Origin of the sequence: Mesorhizobium sp. IMUNJ 23033 (assembly GCF_044778005.1) — a bacterium.
Lineage (GTDB): Bacteria > Pseudomonadota > Alphaproteobacteria > Rhizobiales > Rhizobiaceae > Mesorhizobium > Mesorhizobium amorphae_A.
Genome location: NZ_JBJACT010000010.1, coordinates 120943 through 141086 on the forward strand (window position 1 = coordinate 120943; position 20144 = coordinate 141086).

At 64.5% G+C, this 20144-nt stretch carries 20 protein-coding genes; 14 read left to right on the forward strand and 6 right to left on the reverse strand.

Translation table 11 applies throughout. The annotated features are described in order from the left end of the window. From ACFX5Q_RS13790 to ppa, 4 genes are all read left to right on the forward strand, one after another. Positions 1-882, forward strand: a complete 882-nt coding sequence (locus ACFX5Q_RS13790; protein WP_404278641.1) for a TPM domain-containing protein — start codon at positions 1-3, stop codon at positions 880-882. Between the two features lie 6 nt (positions 883-888). After that, positions 889-1527, forward strand: a complete 639-nt coding sequence (locus ACFX5Q_RS13795) for a TPM domain-containing protein (protein WP_404278643.1) — start codon at positions 889-891, stop codon at positions 1525-1527. A 113-nt stretch (positions 1528-1640) separates the two neighbouring features. Continuing rightward, positions 1641-2147 carry a GNAT family N-acetyltransferase gene (locus ACFX5Q_RS13800; protein WP_192181929.1) on the forward strand — a complete coding sequence of 169 codons (507 nt, stop codon included), beginning with the start codon at positions 1641-1643 and terminating at the stop codon, positions 2145-2147. Between the two features lie 99 nt (positions 2148-2246). Further along, positions 2247-2780, forward strand: coding sequence for an inorganic diphosphatase (gene ppa, locus ACFX5Q_RS13805; protein WP_404278646.1), 534 nt, complete (start codon positions 2247-2249; stop codon positions 2778-2780). 270 nt (positions 2781-3050) lie between these two features. On the opposite strand, the gene ACFX5Q_RS13810 is transcribed toward ppa, so the two are convergent. After that, positions 3051-3641 (reverse strand): hypothetical protein, encoded by a 591-nt coding sequence (locus ACFX5Q_RS13810; RefSeq protein WP_404278648.1) that lies wholly within the window; start codon positions 3639-3641, stop codon positions 3051-3053. Between the two features lie 43 nt (positions 3642-3684). Beyond that, complete coding sequence (locus ACFX5Q_RS13815; RefSeq protein ID WP_404278650.1) at positions 3685-4302, reverse strand: TetR/AcrR family transcriptional regulator; 618 nt, start codon at positions 4300-4302, stop codon at positions 3685-3687. Between the two features lie 78 nt (positions 4303-4380). Here ACFX5Q_RS13815 and ACFX5Q_RS13820 point away from each other — a divergent pair, with 78 nt between their 5' ends. Continuing rightward, entirely contained in the window at positions 4381-5664 is a 1284-nt protein-coding gene (locus ACFX5Q_RS13820) for an MFS transporter (RefSeq protein WP_404278652.1), read from the forward strand. 148 nt (positions 5665-5812) lie between these two features. Further along, on the forward strand, positions 5813-7381 hold the full coding sequence (locus ACFX5Q_RS13825; RefSeq protein ID WP_404278654.1) for an alkaline phosphatase D family protein: 1569 nt from the start codon (positions 5813-5815) through the stop codon (positions 7379-7381). Between the two features lie 24 nt (positions 7382-7405). Here ACFX5Q_RS13825 and ACFX5Q_RS13830 read toward each other — a convergent pair whose 3' ends face one another. After that, positions 7406-7684: a hypothetical protein gene (locus ACFX5Q_RS13830; protein WP_404278656.1), complete on the reverse strand. Its 279-nt coding sequence runs from the start codon at positions 7682-7684 to the stop codon at positions 7406-7408. A 196-nt stretch (positions 7685-7880) separates the two neighbouring features. Between ACFX5Q_RS13830 and typA the strand changes: the two genes are divergently transcribed. After that, positions 7881-9710 carry a translational GTPase TypA gene (typA, locus tag ACFX5Q_RS13835; protein WP_404278658.1) on the forward strand — a complete coding sequence of 610 codons (1830 nt, stop codon included), beginning with the start codon at positions 7881-7883 and terminating at the stop codon, positions 9708-9710. 66 nt (positions 9711-9776) lie between these two features. Here the strand turns inward: typA and ACFX5Q_RS13840 are convergent, their stop codons facing one another. Continuing rightward, positions 9777-10703, reverse strand: a complete 927-nt coding sequence (locus ACFX5Q_RS13840) for an SMP-30/gluconolactonase/LRE family protein (protein WP_404278660.1) — start codon at positions 10701-10703, stop codon at positions 9777-9779. Between the two features lie 282 nt (positions 10704-10985). On the opposite strand from ACFX5Q_RS13840, the gene ACFX5Q_RS13845 reads away from it, so the two are divergent. Beyond that, positions 10986-11978: a LacI family DNA-binding transcriptional regulator gene (locus ACFX5Q_RS13845; RefSeq protein WP_006201212.1), complete on the forward strand. Its 993-nt coding sequence runs from the start codon at positions 10986-10988 to the stop codon at positions 11976-11978. 15 nt (positions 11979-11993) lie between these two features. On the opposite strand, the gene ACFX5Q_RS13850 is transcribed toward ACFX5Q_RS13845, so the two are convergent. Then, the gene (locus tag ACFX5Q_RS13850) at positions 11994-13028 is read right to left on the reverse strand and encodes an L-idonate 5-dehydrogenase (RefSeq protein ID WP_404278662.1); all 1035 of its coding nucleotides are present in this window, start codon (positions 13026-13028) and stop codon (positions 11994-11996) included. A 15-nt stretch (positions 13029-13043) separates the two neighbouring features. Then, positions 13044-13964, reverse strand: coding sequence for a 2-hydroxyacid dehydrogenase (locus tag ACFX5Q_RS13855; RefSeq protein WP_404278777.1), 921 nt, complete (start codon positions 13962-13964; stop codon positions 13044-13046). Positions 13965-14140: 176 nt separating this feature from the next. Between ACFX5Q_RS13855 and ACFX5Q_RS13860 the strand changes: the two genes are divergently transcribed. The 6 genes from ACFX5Q_RS13860 (at position 14141) to ACFX5Q_RS13885 (ending at position 20107) form a co-directional block, all read left to right on the forward strand. Continuing rightward, positions 14141-14878, forward strand: a complete 738-nt coding sequence (locus tag ACFX5Q_RS13860) for an SDR family oxidoreductase (RefSeq protein WP_404278779.1) — start codon at positions 14141-14143, stop codon at positions 14876-14878. Further along, complete coding sequence (locus ACFX5Q_RS13865) at positions 14847-15413, forward strand: gluconokinase (RefSeq protein WP_404278664.1); 567 nt, start codon at positions 14847-14849, stop codon at positions 15411-15413. The genes ACFX5Q_RS13860 and ACFX5Q_RS13865 overlap by 32 nt, the downstream gene beginning before the upstream one ends. A gap of 1 nt (position 15414) precedes the next feature. Further along, the gene (locus ACFX5Q_RS13870; RefSeq protein WP_404278666.1) at positions 15415-16299 is read left to right on the forward strand and encodes an NAD(P)-dependent oxidoreductase; all 885 of its coding nucleotides are present in this window, start codon (positions 15415-15417) and stop codon (positions 16297-16299) included. Positions 16300-16379: 80 nt separating this feature from the next. Then, positions 16380-17876, forward strand: coding sequence for a sugar ABC transporter ATP-binding protein (locus ACFX5Q_RS13875; RefSeq protein ID WP_404278668.1), 1497 nt, complete (start codon positions 16380-16382; stop codon positions 17874-17876). An 18-nt stretch (positions 17877-17894) separates the two neighbouring features. Continuing rightward, on the forward strand, positions 17895-18944 hold the full coding sequence (locus ACFX5Q_RS13880; protein ID WP_404278670.1) for an ABC transporter permease: 1050 nt from the start codon (positions 17895-17897) through the stop codon (positions 18942-18944). Positions 18945-18991: 47 nt separating this feature from the next. Next, positions 18992-20107 carry a substrate-binding domain-containing protein gene (locus ACFX5Q_RS13885; protein ID WP_404278672.1) on the forward strand — a complete coding sequence of 372 codons (1116 nt, stop codon included), beginning with the start codon at positions 18992-18994 and terminating at the stop codon, positions 20105-20107. Positions 20108-20144 lie beyond the last annotated feature (37 nt).

The following is a 20144-nucleotide window of genomic DNA, read 5'->3' on the forward strand; positions in this document are numbered from 1 at the left end:
ATGACGGGACGCGCCCTCGCAACATCCGGCTCTGTCGCCACGCGGATCGATGCCGCCCTGCTGGCCCTGGCGCTGCTGCTGTTCCTCGGCTTCACGGCTTTCGCCGCGGAGTTGCCGGCGCTAACCGGGCGGGTCGTCGACAATGCCGGCATCATCGATGCCGCGACCAAGGCGGCGTTGACGCAGAAGCTCGCGGATTTCGAGACGAAAGGTTCGGACCAGATCGTCGTCGCGACGATCCCCAGCCTCGACGGCGAGGAGATCGAACCCTACGCCAACCGACTGTTCCGCTTCTGGAAGCTCGGCCAGGGCGGCGAGAACAATGGCGTGCTGCTGCTGGTGGCCAAGAACGACCGCAAGATGCGCATCGAGGTCGGCTATGGGCTGGAAGGCACGCTGACCGACCTGCACACCAAGCTGATCATTGAAAACGACATGGTGCCGGCCTTCCGCGCCGGCAATTTCTCCGGCGGCATTTCCAAAGCCGTCGACGACATGATCATGGTGCTGGAAGGCAATCCGGAGGAGCTCGAGGCGCGCGGCAAGCGCAATCCGGCTGACGACAGCTCGCCCATCGACCCAATCGTCGCGCTGTTCCTCATCCTGTGGGCGACGATGTTCTTCGGCGGCATGGCGATGGCCTTCCTGCCGCCGATCTTTGGCACGAAGCTGTCGCCGGGCGTGTATAAATGGCTCGGCATGACCTTCCGCTATGGCTCTTCGTCTTCCGGCAGTGGCTGGGTGACGGGATCCTCATCCGGCAGCGGCTGGTCGTCGGGCAGTTCCGGCGGCGGCTGGTCTTCCGGCTCGAGCAGCGGCGGTGGCGGATTTTCAGGTGGCGGCGGCTCGTCCGGCGGCGGCGGGTCTTCAGGGAGCTGGTGAGACGAGATGGCAACACGACCGATCAGCCCGCTGGACCATGACCGCATCGCCGAGGCGATCCGCGCCGCCGAGACCAAGACCGACGGCGAGATCTATTGCGTCGTGGCGCAGGCCAGCGACGGCTATTTCTTTCCGGCCGCCTTCATGGCGACACTGGCGATGCTGATCGTCAGTCTCGCCGTCGCCTACGGGCTGGAGGTCTGGTGGCTGTCGATCCGCCTGCCGCATTTCGTCTTCGACCAGCTGCTGGCGCTGGCCTCGGTGCTTGTCCTGCTGTGGGCGCTGCCCGGCTTGCGCATCCATCTCGTGCCGCGGCGACTGCGCTACCAGGCGGCGCATGCCAACGCGATCAAGCAGTTCCTTGCCCGCAACGTCCACCGCACCACGGCGCGCACCGGCGTGCTTGTCTTCGTCTCGATCGCCGAGCGCTATGCCGAAGTGATCGCCGACAGCGGCATCGACGCCAAGGTCGGCCAGCATGTCTGGGATGACGTGGTGGGCGACCTCACCCGGCATGCCGGCGACGACCGGCTCGCCGACGGTTTCGTCAAGGCGATCGAATCAGTCGGCGCGGTGCTGGCCGAGCATTTTCCGGTCACGGCCGGCGACGGCAACGAGTTGGACGACCACCTGGTCGAAATCTAACTCTTCAGTCAGCTCAACCGCGGCTTTTGCCTGCCGATCGTCTGTGCGAAAGCGTTGCAGCCGGCGACCGGACTCTTTGCAATCGGCCGATGCGGGTTTATGGTTAAGCAATTATGAACACGCTGACCATCGACATCAGGAAAGCCGAGCCGCGCGACGCCGGCGCCATCGCCGACGTGCACCAGGAGGCCTGGCGCGGCGCCTATTCCGGCATCATCCCGCACCGCACGCTGACATCGATGATCAACCGGCGCGGCCCCGACTGGTGGGCGAACGCCATCCGCCGCGCCGCCACCGTGCTGGTGGTCGAAATCGGCGGCAAGATCGCCGGCTATGCCACGATCGGCAAGAACCGCGCCCGCGAACTCAGGCAGCAGGGCGAGATCTACGAGCTTTACCTGCGCCCGGAATACCAGGGCATCGGGCTCGGCAGCCGGCTGTTCAAGGCGGCACGCGCGCGTCTCGCCGACCACGGCCTGAAAGGCATGGTGGTGTGGGCGCTGGAGGACAACCAAAACGCTCTCTCCTTCTATGCCGGCGCTGGCGGCCGCGATGTCGCCGAAGGCGTCGAGATCTTCGAACAGAAGGCGCTGAAGAAGGTCGCTTTCGTCTGGGAATGACGGCCTGAAAGCCTGCCGCCAGGTCCTGAGCACCATTCGCCGCATTGCACCATGCCGCGTCGCCCGCTATCGATCTCGGAAATCGAGAGAGGGAAAACCATGCGTATCGAAGCGATAGCCACCGGAAAGAACCCGCCGGAAGACCTCAACGTCATCATCGAGGTGCCGATCGGCGGCGAGCCGATCAAGTACGAGATGGACAAGGAGGCCGGCACGCTGTTCGTCGACCGCTTCCTGCACACCTCGATGCGCTATCCCGGCAATTACGGCTTCGTGCCGCACACGCTGTCGGGCGACGGCGACCCGATCGACGTGCTGGTCTGCAACACGCGCGCGCTGGTGCCGGGCTGCGTCATCAATGTGCGGCCGATCGGCGTGCTGATCATGGAAGACAATGCTGGCCAGGACGAGAAGATCATCGCCGTGCCGTCGCCCAAGCTGACGCTGCGCTACGAGAACGTCACCGAGTACACGCAGCTGCCCGACATCACGCGCCAGCAGGTGCAGCACTTCTTCGAGCACTACAAGGATCTCGAACCCGGCAAATGGGTCAAGATCGAAGGCTGGCACGATTCGAAATATGCCAAGAAGATGATCGTCGAGGCGATCGAGCGGGCGAAGGCGAGCAAGTAGTCGACGTTCGAGGTTGCGAGCAGGCGCTAAGCGCGGCGCTGCCCCTCATCCGCCTGCCGGCACCTTCTCCCCGTATAGTGACGGGGAGAAGGGGATGTCCGCAGCCTTGGTGCACTTTCTGCAGCGCTGACGATTGGCGAAATCCGTGACCGCAGCGTCTTTCTCCCCGTCACTATACGGGGAGAAATGCCCGGCAGGGCAATGAGGGGCGGCGCGGACCGACGATATGCGATCAACTTGCTCCGCAAGGCGTCTTAAGCGCAACTCGCTTTAATTATCCACCCGGCCGAAATCGGGCGCGTCGCCGATCACAACGCGCTTGTCCTTGCCGCAGGCAAAGCTCCTTGCCTTGTCGTCGGCCAGCTTGCGTGCTTGGTCGTTGGCTTGCGGGTTGCCGGTGGCCAGCACCAGTCCGACGGTGCAGCCGTCATGGGCCTCCGGCTGCGCGACCTTGGCCACGACGAGCACCTCGGCCGGCTTGTTCTCGTCCTCGGGATTGCTGATCGAACGACGGTGGATGACGGCGAAGGGGATGGCGATGTCGCCCTTGGTCTCGATGCGCCATTCGATCTTGGGACCGGCCGAGTTGAAGCCGGAAAAGCTCTCCCAGACCGCGGTCATGTCGTCGGACGGGAAGCCGTAGTAAAGCGACTCGCGGGCGTCGTCATAGGCGACCAGCACCGGATAGCCGCGATAGCCCGAGCAGGCGAGATTGGCCCAGTCGCCTTCGCCTTCCTCGGCTTTCGCATAGGTGACGCAATCCTTCTTCCAGTCGAGGTCGGTGTAGGCGCTGGATATGCCGTCGGCGTGGGCCGCCTGGCAGAGACCGGCGAGAGCAAGCGGGATCAGAAGAAAGCGCATGCGGACAACTCCGTTTCGAGCTGCCGCAGCGTATCGTCAAACGCTATTTCTTCAAGCTGGCTTCGATCAGCAGGTCCGCGTTGCGCGCCACCGACTGCGCCGGTCCGCCTAACCCGAACAGCTGGCCGCTGATATAGGCGCCCTCGATCAGGAGCAGCAGTCCGTCGCCGAGCGTGTCGGCGTCGGCGGCGCCCATGGCCCTCGCCATGGCGCGCAGGCGGCGGCGTAGTTCCTGCTTGTTGGCCTCGCTCACCACGCGGGCCGGGTGGCCGTGCTCGGGATATTCGATCGCCGCATTGGTCATACCGCAGCCGCGATAGTCGGGTCTTTGCGTGCGCTTGCCGACGCGGGTGAGGAAAGCGTTGATCTGCGCGCGCGGGTCGCCGGGATGGGCGGCCACCGCCTCGTCGAAGCGCTCCCAGAACTCAAGGTCGTATTGTCGCAGGTAGGATGCGGCCAATTCGTCCTTGGACGGAAAGCTGCGGTAGAGACTTGGCTTGGTGACGCCGGCGCGCTTGACGATCTCGTCGACGCCGATCGCCCTGATGCCTTGCCGGTAGAAGAGGTCGCGGGCCACGTCGAGGATCTTCTCGCCGGCTCTCGGCAGGACCGACGCGTGAGGGTCCTTGATGGACGGTTCAATTTTATTGTCCGATGGCATGCAAAAGACTCGCTTGACAATGTTACTGACCGGTACGTATGGGTATTGCCATCCAATTGCAACGTACCGGTCAGTAACATGATAGCTCAATCCCATCCGTTTGGCCAGCGCTACGCTTTCGTCGTGGTCGGCGTCATCTTCCTCTGCCTGCTGATCGCGGCCGGGCTGCGCTCGGCGCCCTCGGTCATGATGCTGCCGCTGGAAGAGAGTTTTGGCTGGCGGCGCGATGTCGTTTCGCTGGCAGCGGCCATTGGCATCTTCCTCTACGGCCTGACCGGGCCGTTTGCCGCGGCTCTGATGGAGCGCATCGGCCTGCGCCGCACGCTGCTCGCCGCGCTGCTGATCATGTCGGGCTCGACGGCGCTCAGCCTGCTGATGACCAAGCCGTGGCATCTGCTGATCACCTGGGGCGTGTTTTCCGGCATCGGGTCGGGTGCGGTCGCCACTGTGCTCGGCGCCACCATCGTCAATCGCTGGTTCAAGACCAATCGCGGCCTGGTGATGGGGCTGATGTCGGCCTCCAGCGCCACCGGCCTGCTGGTATTCCTGCCGCTGCTGGCTGCGCTCGCCCAGTCGGGCGGTTGGAAGCCGGTCGCCATCGCCATCGCGATCGCCACCGCCGCTCTGGTGCCGCTGGTCTGGCTGCTGGTGCCGGAGCGTCCGGCCTCGATCGGCATGGTGCGCTTTGGCGCGGAGGCCGACGACGTGCCGCCGACATCGCCGGCATCGCAGGGCAATTTCCTCGCGCATACGCTGGGCACGCTGCGGCGTGCCGCCGGCACGCGTGTGTTCTGGTATTTGTTCGCCACCTTCTTCGTCTGCGGCTTCACCACCAACGGGCTGGTCGGCACGCATCTGATCGCTTTCTGCGGCGACATGGGCATCGGCGAGGTGCAGGCCGCCGGCCTGCTGTCGATGATGGGTATCTTCGACCTGATCGGCACGACGCTGTCGGGCTGGCTCACCGACCGCTTCGATCCACGCAAGCTGCTCGGCGTCTACTATGCCATCCGCGGCCTGTCGCTGATCTACCTGCCCTATTCCGGCTTCTCGGCGACCAGCCTGATCATCTTCGCCGTGCTCTATGGCCTGGACTGGATCGCCACCGTGCCGCCGACGCTCAGGCTCGCCAACGAGGCGTTCGGCGACCGCAGCGGCCCGATCGTGTTCGGTTGGATCGTCGCCGGGCACCAGGTCGGTGCAGCCAGCGCCGCCTTCTTCGGCGGCACCATGCGCGAACTGCAAGGCAATTACGAACTCGCCTTCATGATCGCTGGCATGACCGCGATTGCCGCGGCCTGTCTTTCGCTGCTGATCAACACCAGCAGGCCGGCCTTCGATCCGGAGCCGCAGGCGGCCTAAGGCGGCTGGGCTAGGCTCTCCCTTCTCCCACAGGAGGAGAAGGGAAGAGGCCTGTTCACTGTTACGAAACCTTCATGGTTCCGAGATGCGCCTGAAACATTGAGGCTGGACCTTGGTGGCACCGTTCGCAGCCATCCAGGAGACAGCCATGAACACAATTTCCCGCCGCGCTTTCGTCACTTCCGCCAGCGCCCTTGGCCTGGTCGGCGCCTCGGGCCTCGCGATGCCCTATTATTCGCGCGCCAATCAGCGGCCGGGCTTCACCCATGGCGTCCAGTCGGGCGACGTCGACGCCGCCAGCGGCATGGTTTGGACGCGCACCGACCGTCCGTCGCGTGTCATGTTCGAAGTCTCGACGACGGAGAATTTCGCCAATGCGACGCGGCTGGCGCCGCTCGATACCTCGCCGGCCAGCGACTACACGGTGAAGCGGCTGCTCACCGAGCTTGCTTCCGACCAGGACATTTTCTACCGCATGATCGCCGCCGATCTCGCCGACATCAACGCCGTCTCCGAACCGATCGTCGGGCGCTTCCGCACGGCACCGGCCTCCAAGCGCGACATCAAGTTCGCCTGGTCGGGCGATACCGCCGGCCAAGGCTGGGGCATCGACGAGACCGGCATGAAGACCTACGCCACGATCGGCAAGCACACGCCCGACTTCTTCCTGCATTCCGGCGATACCATCTATGCCGACGGCGCGATGAAGGACGAGGTCGACCTGCCCGGCGGCGGCAAGTGGAAGAACGTCGTGCTCATCGACGGCAAGCGCAAGGTGGCCGAGACGCTCGACGAATACCGGGACCAGTGGAAGTACAACATGATGGACAGACATGTGCTCGGCCTCAGCGCCATCTGCCCGACCTTCTACCAGTGGGATGACCATGAGGTGCTGAACAACTGGTCGGATTCGAAGGATTTGAGCGCCGACAACCGCTATTCGGAAAAGTCCATCCATGTGCTGGCGGCCCGCGCTGCGCGCGCCTTCCATGAGATGACGACGATCCGCTACGAGCCGTCCGAGCCCGGCCGCGTCTATCGCAAGATCGCCTACGGACCGCTGCTCGACGTGTTCTTCCTCGACATGCGTTCCTATCGCGGCCCCAACGGCCCGGACATGCAGGACACGATGACGCCGCAGTCGCGCATGCTTGGCGAACAGCAGACGAAATGGCTGAAGCGCGAGTTGGCCAACTCCAACGCGACCTGGAAGATCATCGCCGCCGACATGCCGCTCGGCCTCGTCGTCTGGGACGACGGCACCAAGAAGGCCGGCGCCGAAGCGGTCAGCAATGGCGACAATGGTGCGCCAAAGGGTCGCGAGCTCGAGATCGCCGACCTGCTGCGCTACATCAAGAATGCCAGCATCAGCAACACGGTGTGGCTGACCGCCGACGTGCACTACACGGCGGCGCATTACTACAACCCGGACAAGGCACAATTCCAGGATTTCAACCCGTTCTGGGAATTCGTCTCCGGCCCGATCCACGCCGGCACGTTCGGCCCCAATGGTTTTGACATGACCTTCGGGCCGGAGCTGAAATTCATCAAGGCGCCGACCGCCGAACAGGGCCAGAACCTGCCGCCGTCGGCCGGCCTGCAGTTCTTCGGCCTCGTCGACATCAACGGCGCCAGCGAACAGATGACGGTGCGGCTGATGGATCGTGACGACAACGAGCTCTACAAGGTGACGCTCGATCCGGTGCGGTCGGCGTAAGCGACCGGCCGCAGGCGGCGGTCGTCAATCCGGATAGCAGGCGACGGGAATCTTCGGCCAGACCGCACTGTCGCAGCCGGCGGCCTTCTGCTGTTGCTTGAAGGCGGCGCTGACCGGGCCGGTCACCATGGGATCGACGCCATCGGGAGCGTCGGCGTAGAGCTGTTCGGCCGTCTGCGTGTCGGACGGCAAGGCAGGATTTCCCTTGAGCGTCGCGGCGGACTGCGCACCACCTGCCGCAAGTACGACGGCGAGCGCCGCCCAAGCGAGAATCGGCCGGAATTTGCTGACTTGATCGGTCATGACGTTCGAACTGCCCGGACCCCGAAAGGTTCCGCCTTGGTTAACAGAATCATTTCACACGCGGATGTTTAAGATTTGATGAGTATTTGGTGACGAGCCTCCTCTTTCGCAAATGCGAAAAACCCTGTATGAGCCGCGCAACCGAAAGAGGCTGCGCCTTTGGGCCTGCTGCCTGCAACGCTCCCGAGACCGTAAAATGAAAATTCGTAATATCGCGATCATCGCGCACGTCGACCATGGAAAAACCACCCTCGTCGACCAGCTTCTGAGGCAGTCCGGCTCCTTCCGCGACAACCAGCGCGTCGCCGAGCGCGCCATGGATTCCAACGACCTCGAAAAGGAACGCGGCATCACCATCCTGGCCAAGGCGACCTCGGTCGACTGGAAGGACACCCGCATCAACATCGTCGACACCCCCGGCCACGCCGACTTCGGCGGCGAGGTCGAGCGCATCCTGTCGATGGTGGATTCGGCCATCGTGCTGGTCGACGCCGCCGAAGGGCCGATGCCGCAGACCAAGTTCGTCGTCGGCAAGGCGCTCAAAGTCGGGCTGAAGCCGATCGTCGTCATCAACAAGATCGACCGGCCGGATGCCCGCCATGTCGAGGTGGTCAACGAGGTGTTCGACCTGTTTGCCGCACTCGACGCCACCGACGAGCAGCTCGACTTCCCCATTCTGTACGGTTCAGGCCGCGACGGCTGGGTCTCGGAAAACCCCGAGGGCCCGAAGGACCAGGGCCTGGCGCCGCTGTTCGACCTCGTCATCAAGCATGTGCCGGCGCCGACCGTGCATCCCGGCCCGTTCCGCATGATCGGCACCATCCTGGAAGCCAATCCCTTCCTCGGTCGCATCATCACCGGCCGCATCGAATCCGGCACGTTGAAATCCAACCAGCCGGTCAAGGTGCTGCACCATGACGGCACGCTGGTCGAAACTGGCCGTATCTCCAAGATCCTCGCATTCCGAGGCCTCGAGCGCCAACCGATCGAGGAAGCGCAGGCGGGTGACATCGTCGCCATTGCGGGCCTGTCGAAGGGCACTGTCGCCGACACGTTCTGCGACCCGGCGGTGACCGAGCCGCTGCATGCGCAGCCGATCGATCCGCCGACGGTGACGATGTCGTTCCTCGTCAACGATTCACCGCTGGCCGGCACCGAAGGCGACAAGGTGACCAGTCGCGTCATCCGCGACCGCCTGCTGCGCGAAGCCGAAGGCAATGTCGCGCTGAAGATCGAGGAATCGCCCGACAAGGATTCGTTCTTCGTTTCCGGGCGCGGCGAATTGCAGTTGGCCGTGCTGATCGAGACGATGCGCCGCGAAGGTTTTGAGATCGCCGTGTCGCGGCCGCGCGTCGTCATGCAGAACGGCGACAATGGCGAATTGCTGGAGCCGGTCGAGGAAGTCGTCATCGACGTCGATGAGGAGCATGCCGGCATCGTCGTGCAGAAGATGTCGGAGCGCAAAGCCGAGATGGTCGAACTGCGCCCGTCCGGCGGTAACCGCCAGCGCATTGTCTTCCACGCGCCGACACGCGGACTGATCGGCTACCAGTCGGAGCTGCTGACCGATACGCGCGGCACCGCCGTGATGAACCGGCTGTTCCACGCCTATCAGCCCTACAAGGGCGAATTGCCGGGCCGCACCAACGGTGTGCTGATCTCCAACGAACAGGGCGAGGCGGTGGCCTACGCCATGTGGAACCTGGAAGACCGCGGCCCGATGGTCATCGATCCGGGCGTCAAGGTCTATCAGGGCATGATCATCGGCATCCACAGCCGCGACAATGACCTCGAAGTGAACGTGCTGAAGGGCAAGAAGCTGACCAATATCCGTGCCGCCGGCAAGGACGAGGCTGTCAAGCTGACGCCGCCGATCCGCATGACGCTGGAGCGTGCGCTGGCCTGGATCCAGGACGACGAGTTGGTCGAGGTGACGCCGAAGACCATCCGGCTGCGCAAGCTCTATCTCGACCCGAACGAGCGCAAGCGTTTCGAGAAGTCGGCCAAGGTGGTCGGCGCGGCGTAAGTTTTTCGTCGAAGCATTTTCAGGGAGGGAGCACGCGCGTGCTCCCTCCCTTTGTTTTGTCTGCCGTTACCCCAGCGTTGAACCGTTTGCGGTGACGTAGACCGCGTACAGCGATGTCGTCGCGGTGATGAAGAGCCGGTTTCGGCGGGCACCGCCGAAGGTCAGGTTGGAGACGGCTTCGGGGATGTGGACCTTGCCGATCAGCGTTCCGTCCGGATCGTAGCAATGGACGCCGTCGCCTGCGCTGCACCAGAGGCGCCCCTTGGTGTCGACGCGGAACCCGTCGAACAACCCGTTCGTGCATTGGGCAAAAACCTCGCCGCCGCTCAGCCTGCCGTCATCGCCGACCCTGAAGCGGCGGATGTGGCGCGGCCCGTCCGGCAGATGCGAGGCGCCGGTGTCGGCGACATAGAGAAGCGTTTCGTCGGGTGAAAAGGCGAGGCCGTTCGGCTTGGCGAAATCATCGGCGACACGCATCACCTCACCGCTCGCGGGGCCGGCCCGGTAGACGTGGCAGCCGCCGATTTCCTCCTCGCCATACTCGCCCTCATAGTCGTGCATGATGCCGTAGGACGGATCGGTGAACCAGATTGCGCCGTCGCTCGCCACCACGACATCGTTGGGCGAATTGAAGCGCCTGCCTTCGAAGCGGTCGGCGATCACCGTCACCGACCCGTCGAATTCGGTGCGCGTCACCCGCCGCATCAGGTGCTCGCAGGTGACGAGCCGCCCTTGCCGGTCGACCGTGTTGCCGTTCGAGTTGTTGGCGGGCTGGCGAAACACCGAGACGGCGCCTGTGGTCTCGTCCCAGCGCATCATGCGGTTGTTGGGAATGTCGGACCAGACCAGATAGCGGCCCGGCGCGAACCACGCCGGCCCTTCGTGCCAGCGTCCACCCGTCCACAGCCGCTCGACCCGTGCATGGCCGACGAAGCAGCTGGCAAAGCGCGGATCCAGCACCTCGAATCCCGTACCCTCGATTTCTCCGAACATTCCGATTGCCTCTCTGCCGCGTTTCACTTTCCCGGCGCCGCGCGCTTTGCTAATTCGGGATCGAACTTCGCGGCGTGGTTGTTGTCAGATCGATGTGATATCGATAACATACCTAACACAATCCGATTTCCAAGGGGGATGCATGAACGACGCCGGACGCCCGATGCAGCCGCCGTCCAGTGGCCCGGCATCCGTCTGGACCGGGTCGACGCCGGCGGCTTGCGAGGAACACTGATGGGCAGGGCAGCATCGCCGAGACCGGGGGAGAACCAGACGCCGACGATGGCCGACGTGGCCGAGCGGGCCGGTGTGTCCGCAATGACGGTCTCGCGGGCGCTGAAGGAAGGCAGCCGTGTCTCCAAGGCGACGCGTGAAAAGATCATGGCCGCCGTCAACGAGCTCGGTTACGTGCTCGACCAGTCGGCCGGCAGCCTGTCGTCGCGCAAGACCGGCTTCGTCGCGGCGATCGTTCCCTCGATCAACAATTCGAACTTCGCCGACACGGCGCGCGGAATCACCGACGAGTTGGAGAGCACCGGGCTGCAGCTGCTGCTCGGTTACACCGACTACACCGTCGAGAAGGAAGAGAGGCTGATCGAGGCGATGCTGCGGCGACGGCCGGAAGGCATCATCCTGACCGGCGGCGCCCATACCGACCGCGCCCGCCGGCTGCTGGAGAGCGCCGGCATCCCGGTGGTCGAAACCTGGGAATTGCCGGCCAAGCCCATCGACCAGGTGGTCGGGTTCTCCAACGAAGAAGCGATGGGGCTGCTGGTCAAGACGCTGGCCAGAAAAGGCTACCGCAAGTTCGGCTATATCGGCGGCACGACGTCGCGCGATACGCGCGGCAGCCAGCGGCGCGAGGGTTTTGTCAGGGCCATCGAGGAGCTCGGCCTGCCGCCGGGCCGGCTGGTTTCCTTCGGTGTGCCGCCCATCTCCATCGAGCAGGGCGGCCAGGCCGTCGTCTCCATGCTCGAGCGCTGGCCCGACACCGAGGCGGTGCTGTGCGTATCGGATCTTTCGGCCTTCGGCGCGCTGATGGAATGCAAGCGCCGGGGCATGCGGGTGCCGCAGGACATCGCCATTGCCGGCTTCGGCGACTATGAGGTTGCCGCCTTCTGCCATCCCGGCATCACCACCGTGAATGTCGATTGCTACGGCATCGGCCGCGAAGCGGCGCGCCGGCTGATCCAGCTTATCCGCGGCGGCGAGAAGCAGCGCGGGCAGGAAATCGTCCTGACCAGTTATCGCATCGTCGAGCGCGAGAGCACCTGATTTCGCTATCATGCTCTAGCTAAATGCGATCTGGACTTTCATCGATTTGTTGCGGTCGCCGGCGATTTCGAACGCCGCGACCGCCTCGTCCATCGGATAGATGCCGGTCAGCAGCGGCTTGACGTCCACGCGACGGCGATTGATCAGGTCGACGGCAAGGGCGAACTCGTCGTGGAAGCGGAAGCTGCCGCGCATCTCGATTTCCTTGGCGACGATCTGATTCTGCGGCAGCGACACATCGCCGCCAAGGCCGAGCTGCATGAGCACGCCGCGCGGCTTCAGGACATCGAGCCCCGCCCACACCGCGCGCTCGTTGCCGGAGGCCTCGAACATTACGTCGAAACTGCCCTTGTCGGCATTGTAGGCGGCGAGCTTGTCGCCGTCGGTGGCGACATTGATGGTGCGGTCGGCGCCGATCTCACTAGCCTTGGCCAGCACGCCGTCCATGACATCGGTGGCGACGATCTCGCGCGCGCCATGGGCGCGTGCGGCGAGGATGCACAGCGCGCCGATCGGGCCGCAGCCGGTGACCAGGACCCGTTTGCCAAGCAGCGAGCCGGCGCGGTTCACGGCATGCAGCGTGACCGCGAAGGGCTCGGCGAAAGCAGCCTCGTTGATGGAGACATGGTCGGCGATCTTGTGGCATTGCCATGCTTCTGCGACGAGGCGCTGGCGGAAGGCGCCCTGGATATGCGGCATCGGCATGGCGCTGCCGTAGAAACGCATGTTGAGGCATTGGTTCTGCATGCCCTGCAGGCAGTAGCGGCAGGCATTGCAGGGTCGGCTGGGCGAGATGGCGACGCGGTCGCCGACGGCGAGGCTCGAGACGCCGGCGCCAAGCGCCTTCACCGTGCCGGCGACCTCGTGGCCGAGGATCATCGGCTCGCGAAGGCGAACCACGCCGAAGCCGCCATGGTTGTAATAATGTAGGTCCGAGCCGCATATGCCGCCGGCCTCGACAGCGATCTCGACCTGTCCGGCGCCAAGCATGCCCGGCTCGGTCTCTTCGATCCGCAGGTCCTTTGCCGCGTGGATGACGATCGACTTCATGGCCACGATCCTTTCTCAAACCACCGGCGTCAGCAAGGACTGGCCGCTGAAATGGGCGGCAAGATTGTCGCGCACGAGCTGGCCCATGGCCTTGCGGGTCTCCACCGTGCCGCTGGCGTGGTGCGGTTGTAGCACGACATTGGCAAGCCGCAGGAAGCGCTCGTCGATGGTCGGCTCGTTCCAGAACACGTCGAGTCCGGCGCCCTTGATGGCGCCGGTTTCCAGGGCGGCGAGCAAAGCGGTCTCGTCGACCGTGCTGCCGCGCGAAATGTTGATCAGGATGCCGTCCGCTCCGAGCGCGGCGAGAATCGCCGCATCGATTATGTGCCTGGTGCTGTCACCGCCGGCGAGCGTCACGATCAGGAATTCGCTCTGCCGCGCCAGCTCGACCAGATCACCGATGAATGCGTAGGGCAGGTCGTCGCGCTCATTCCGGTCGAAATAGGCGATGGTGCAATCGAAGGCCGCCGCACGCCTGGCCACCGCGGCGCCGACGCGGCCCATGCCGACAATGCCAAGCTTTTTTCCGCAGACGCGCGTGACCAGCGGCATGTTGCCCTTGCGCCAGCTGTTATTGCGCACATGGGCGTCGGCCTGCGGGATCTTGCGCGCCACGGCGAGCAGCAGCCCGATGCCGATATCGGCCACGTCCTCGGTCAGCACGTCGGGCGTGTTGGTGACGCGGATGCTGTTTTCCCTGGCATAGGCAAGGTCGATGGCATCGGTGCCGACACCATAGCAGGAGACGATCTCCAGCTTCGGCAGCTTTGCCATCAATGCGGCACTCGCGCCGAGCTCGCCGCGTGTCGCGATGGCGCGGATTGCGCCGGCGTGGCTTGCAATCAGCGCGTCCTTGTCCTCGACCTGCCACAGCTTGTGGACGCGATATCTCGCTTCCAGGTCCGCCATGTCCCAATCCGGGTAGGGGCCGGTCATCAAGATCTCGGTCACGGCGTCGTCTCCTCCAGCAGCGGCAATTTTTCCATTGACTATGTTATCGATAACATTCATGTCAATAGGCACTGGCGGTGGCGCGGCGGAAATCGTATCCGCTTCAGGCGACATGTCCTCAGGAGGAGCAGGTGAGCGGTTCTTTGTTCAATTTGTCCGGCATGCGGGCTTTGGTTACCGGCTCGGGGCAGGGCATCGGCCTGGCGCTGGCGGAAGGGCTGGCGCAGCACGGCGCCGAGATCGTGCTCAACGGGCGCGGCGCCGAAAAGGTCGCGGCCGCCGTCGAGACGCTGATGGCCAAGGGGCACAGGGCGCATGGCGCGGTCTTTGATGTGACCGATCACGCGGCGGTCGCCAAAGGTGTCGAAGAGATCGAAACCACCATCGGCGCCATCGATATCCTCATCAACAATGCCGGCATGCAGTTCCGCACGCCGCTCGAGGATTTTCCCGTCGACAAATGGGACGAATTGCTGCGCACCAACATTTCGAGCGTCTTCTTCGTCGGCCAGGCGGTGGCGCGGCACATGATCCCGCGCAAGCGCGGCAAGATCATCAACATCGCTTCGGTGCAAAGCGAACTGGCGCGAGCGAACATCGCGCCCTACACGGCGACGAAGGGCGCCGTGCGCAATCTGACGCGCGGCATGTGCGCGGACTGGGCCAAGCACGGGCTGCAGGTCAATGCCATCGCACCGGGCTATTTCAAGACGCCGCTCAACCAGGCGCTGGTCGACAATCCCGAATTCTCGGCCTGGCTAACCAACCGTACACCGGCTGGGCGCTGGGGCGATGTCGGCGAACTGGTCGGCGCGGCGGTGTTCCTGGCCGGCCCGGCCTCATCCTTTGTCAACGGACACACGCTCTATGTCGATGGCGGCATCACAACCTGCCTTTGAGGCTTCGCTCATCGTCGTGATGGGCGTCAGCGGCTGCGGCAAGACCAGCGTCGGCATCGACATCGCCGCGCGGCTAGGCTTTAGCTTCGTCGAGGGCGACACGCTGCACCCGCGCGGCAATGTCGAGAAAATGTCACTGGGCATCCCGCTCTCTGACGACGACCGCTGGCCCTGGCTCGATCTGGTGGGCGCCGCCTTGCGCCTAGCGCATGAGGAGGGAAGCGGGCTCGTCGTGAGCTGCTCAGCGCTGAAGAAATCCTATCGCGACCGGCTTCGCCATGCGGCGGGCGGGCCTGTGTTCTTCGTATTCCTTCAGGGGTCGCGCAGTGTCCTGCAGGCCAGGATGGCCGACCGCCGCGGGCACTTCTTTCCGCCGGCCTTGCTCGACAGTCAGCTCGCCGCGCTGGAAAATCCGGCCGGCGAGGAGCTGGTGGTCACTGTCGACATCGATGCTCCGGTCGACAGGATCGTCGATCGGGCGCTGAACGGGCTTGGCGCCGCACCCGCTGCCAGGACCAGGAAAGAGGCACGTTGAGATGACGCAAGCAGCAAAGGTCGCCCTTGTCGGCGCCGGCATCATGGGATCGGCAATCGCCACCCGGCTGATCGAAACCAAGCAGACGGTCACGGTGTTCGATCTCGACAAGGTCAAGGTCGCCGCGCTCGCCGCAAAAGGCGCTGCCGCCGCCGCGTCGGTCGCCGAGGCAGTGCGGGCGAACGACTTCGTCATCCTCAGCCTCAACCATGCCGATATCGTGCGTTCAGTGGTGTTCGGCGACGACGGCGTCGCGACTGCTGCTTCGCCGGAGAAGCTCTTGATCGACATGTCGTCGATCGACCCAGCCGACACCGCGCAGATGGCCAAGAAACTAGCGGCCGAGACCGGCATGAAATGGGTCGACTGCCCGCTTTCAGGCGGCGTTCCCGGTGCGCTCGGCGGCCGCTTGACGGTTATGGCAGGCGGCGAAACGGCAGACTTCGAACGCGCCCGCACGGTGATGCAGCACCTTTGCGCCAACTACACGCTGATGGGGCCAAGCGGCGCCGGCCAGACGACGAAGCTGATCAACCAGCTTTTTTGCGCGGTTCAGTTCCAGGCGGTTGCCGAGGCGGTGAAGCTCGCCGAAGCCGGCGGCGTCGATCCCAAGGTGATCCCCGCCGCACTCAAGGGCGGCCGTGCCGATTCCAGCATCATGCAGGAGTTCATGGCAAAGTTCGCCGCCCGCGATTTCTCGCCGACCGGCCGCATCGACAACATGCTGAAGGACCTGGATTCTTTGCAGTCATTTGCGCTGAAGACCAAGACGCCGTTGCCGATGACTGGCCAGCTTGTCGAGATTCACCGCCTGCTTTGCGCGGCTGGCCTGGGGCCGAAGGATTCGGCCGAAATGATGCGCCTGCTCGACGGCAAGATCGGCTGATCGGGGCCCCCTGATTTTGTTGCTTGACGCTCAGAAATGTTATCGATAACATCATTTGGCGATCTCGGGAGGAACGCGTTTTGGCCGCAGAGAAACTGATCGAGTTCAAGTCGATTACCAAGGAGTTCGGCGGCACCCGCGCGCTCTCCGACGTGTCGCTCGATCTCGGCAAGGGCGAGATCCTCGCGCTGCTCGGCGAGAACGGCGCCGGCAAGTCGACGCTGATCAAGACGCTTGCCGGCATCTACCGGCCGGATGGCGGCAGCATCCTGTTTCGCGGCGAGCCCTATCACCACCGCCCGCCGCAGCCGAACCAGCGCCAACCCGTCGCCTTCATTCACCAGGATCTCGGCCTTATCGAATGGATGACCGTCGGCGAGAACGTCGGCCTCGCCCAGGGATTTTCGCTGCGCTCGGGCCTCATCGACTGGCGCACCACCGAAGAACGGGCACGCGAGGCGCTAAAGCTCGTCGGCTGCGATTTCGATCCGACGACGCGGGTCCAGGACCTGACCCGTACCGAGAAATCACTGGTCGCCATCGCGCGCGCCTTGGCCACCGAGGCCGATGTGCTGGTGCTCGACGAACCGACCGCCAGCCTGCCCGCCGACGAGGTCGATCGCCTGTTTGACGCCATCCGCCCGCTCAAGCAGCGTGGCGTCGGCATGATCTATGTCTCGCATCGCCTCGACGAGATTTTCCGCATCGCCGATCGCGTCGCCGTGCTGCGCGACGGCCGGCTGGTCGGTCAAAAGAAGGTCGCCGACACCAGACCGGACGAACTGGTCGAGATGATCGTCGGCCGCCCGGTCAGCCAGGTCTTCACCAAGGCAGAGACGCAGGCCGGCGAGACGGTGTGTGCTGTCCGCGACCTCGTCTGCGCCGGGGCCGGGCCGGTGTCGTTCGACGTGCGCATGGGCGAGTTGCTCGGCCTCGTCGGCCTGCGCGGCGCCGGGCAGGAACTGGTCGGCCGGGCGCTGTTCGGCTGCCAGGGCTTTTCCGGTTCGGTGACGATCAACGGCGTCGTGCCCGATTTGTCGAGCCCGATCGCCGCCATGGGCTCCGGCGTCGGCCTGATCGCGCGCGACCGGACCGAGGAATCGATCGCCGCTTCACTGTCGATCCGCGAGAACAGCTTTCTCAATCCCGGCGCCGGCAAGCGCGGCCTGTTCTCGTTCCTGGCGCCTTACAAGGAGGCCGCGCTGGCGCGCGAGATCGGCGGATCGGTCGGGCTGCGTCCCAATGATCCGAGCCTGCCGATCGAGTCACTGTCGGGCGGCAACCAGCAGAAGGTGGTGGTCGGTCGCTGGCTGCATACCGGCCGCAAGCTGCTGATCGCCGAAGACCCGACCGCCGGCGTCGATGTCGGCGCCAAGGCCGAGATCTACCGGCTGATCGGCCGCGCGCTCGAAGCTGGCCTCGCCGTCGTCGTGGTGTCGACCGACTTCGAGGAGATCGCCCATATCTGCCATCGCGCTTTGGTGTTTTCGCGCGGCCGGATCGTGCGCGAACTCACTGGACCCGAACTGACCACGTCCGCGGTGATCACCGCGGCATCGGCTTCCGAAGCCGCCTGACTGTCCCGGAGGATCTCCATGCCATCGATCGAATCCAGCGCACTCGAGCCGACCCGCGGTGAAATGGCCAGCCTGCCGGCACGGCAGAAGATCACCCGGCTGCTGCCGGTCTACGGCCTGGTGATCCTGACCGTGTTGCTGATCCTGTTGTTTTCGATTCTTTTGCCGAATACATTTCCGACGCTGCTCAATTTGCGCTCGATCATCTCCGACAAGGCGATCATCGCGCTGCTCTCGCTGGCGGCCATGATCCCGATGGCCTCAGGTCGCATTGATCTGACCGTCGGCTACGGCATCGTGCTGTGGCACATCCTGGCGATCAGCCTGCAGACCATGTTCGGCATTCCCTGGCCGCTGGCGGTGCTGATCGTGCTTTTGCTCGGCGCCGCGACCGGCTTCCTCAACGGCCTGCTGGTCGAGGTCGCCCGTATCGACTCCTTCATCGCCACGCTGGGCACCGGCACCGTGCTCTATGCGCTGGCGCTTTGGCACACGGGTGGCCGGCAGGTCGTCGGCGTGCTGCCGGAAGGTTTTTATGCGCTCAACGGGACGATGGTGTTCGGGCTGCCGGTCACCGGCCTCTATGTGCTGGCAATCGCCGTAGCGCTGTGGGTCATCCTCGAATATCTGCCGATCGGCCGCTATGTCTATGCCATCGGCGCCAATCCGAAGGCGGCGGCGCTGAACGGCATTCCGGTGCGCCGTTTCGTCATCGGGGCCTTCGTCTCGTCCGGCTTCCTGACGGCGCTGACAGGCGTGCTGCTGGCGTCCAAGTTGCGCATCGGCCAGGCCAGCGTCGGGCTGGAATATCTTCTGCCGGCACTGGTCGGCGCCTTTCTCGGCTCAACCACCATAAAACCAGGGCGCGTCAACGTCTGGGGCACGATGACCGGCGTCATCATCCTGGCCGTCGGCATTTCCGGCATCCAGCAATTCGGCGGCTCATTCTTCGTCGAGCCGCTGTTCAACGGCGTGACGCTGCTCGTTGCCATCGGCATCGCCGGCTACGCCCAGCGCAAGCGCGGCGCGGCCGGAATTGTCCGCAAACCAGATCCGTCCGGAGGCTGAATACCGGACGGTCAGTCTGTTTCAAAAACCCAAGGGAGGAACCCAGCATGCAGCGCAGAACATTCCTGAAATCGTCCGTCGCCCTGATGGCGGTGGCCATCGCCGCACCGGCCCTGTTCGCCGGCCAGGCACGGGCAGACGCGATGGCCGACGCCATGGCGGTCGTGCAGAAATACGCCCAGAAGGTCACCGCTTGGGACGGTCCGACCACAGGTCCAAAGGCGCAGGAAGGCAAGACCATTGTCGTGCTCGCCGGCGATCTCAAGAATGGCGGTATTCTCGGCGTCACCACCGGCGTTGAAGAGGCGGCCAAGGCGATCGGCTGGGAAGTCAAGGTGATCGACGGCGCCGGCTCGATCGGCGGCCGCACCGCGGCCTTCGGCCAGGCGATGGCGCTGAAGCCGAACGGCATCGTCATCAACGGCTTCGACGCGGTCGAGCAGGCGCCGGCGCTGGAACAGGCGAAGGCCGCCGGCATTCCGCTGGTTTCCTGGCATGCCGGGCCGGTGATCGGACCCGACGACAAGAACGGCGTGTTCGCCAACGTCTCGACCGATGCGATGCAGGTTTCCACGGCCGCCGCCGACTGGGCCTATGCGGACGCCAAGGGCAAACCGGGAGTCATCATCTTCACCGATTCCACCTATGCCATCGCCATCGCCAAGGCCGACAAGATGAAGGCCGAGATCGAGCGGCTGGGCGGCAAGGTGCTCGAATATGTCGACACGCCAATCGCCGAGACGTCGCAGCGCATGCCACAGCTCACCACCTCGCTGCTGCAGAAATACGGCGATGCCTGGACGCATTCGCTGGCGATCAACGACCTCTATTTCGACTTCATGGGACCCTCGCTCGCCGCGGCGGGCAAGGCCGGCACCGACGCGCCGATCAATGTCGCCGCCGGCGACGGTTCGGAATCGGCCTATCAGCGCATCCGCGCCGGTCAGTTCCAGAAGGTCACGGTCGCTGAGCCGCTCAACCTGCAGGGCTGGCAATTGGTCGACGAGCTGAACCGCGCCATCGCCGGGGAAAAATGGTCCGGCTATCTGTCGCCGCTGCATGTCGTGACGGCCGACAATGTCGAATTCGACGGCGGACCAAAGAACGCCTTCGACCCCGACAACGGCTATCGCGACCAGTACAAGAAGATCTGGGGCAAATAGGCATCCACCGAAGCGGGCGCATGACAGGCGCCCGCGT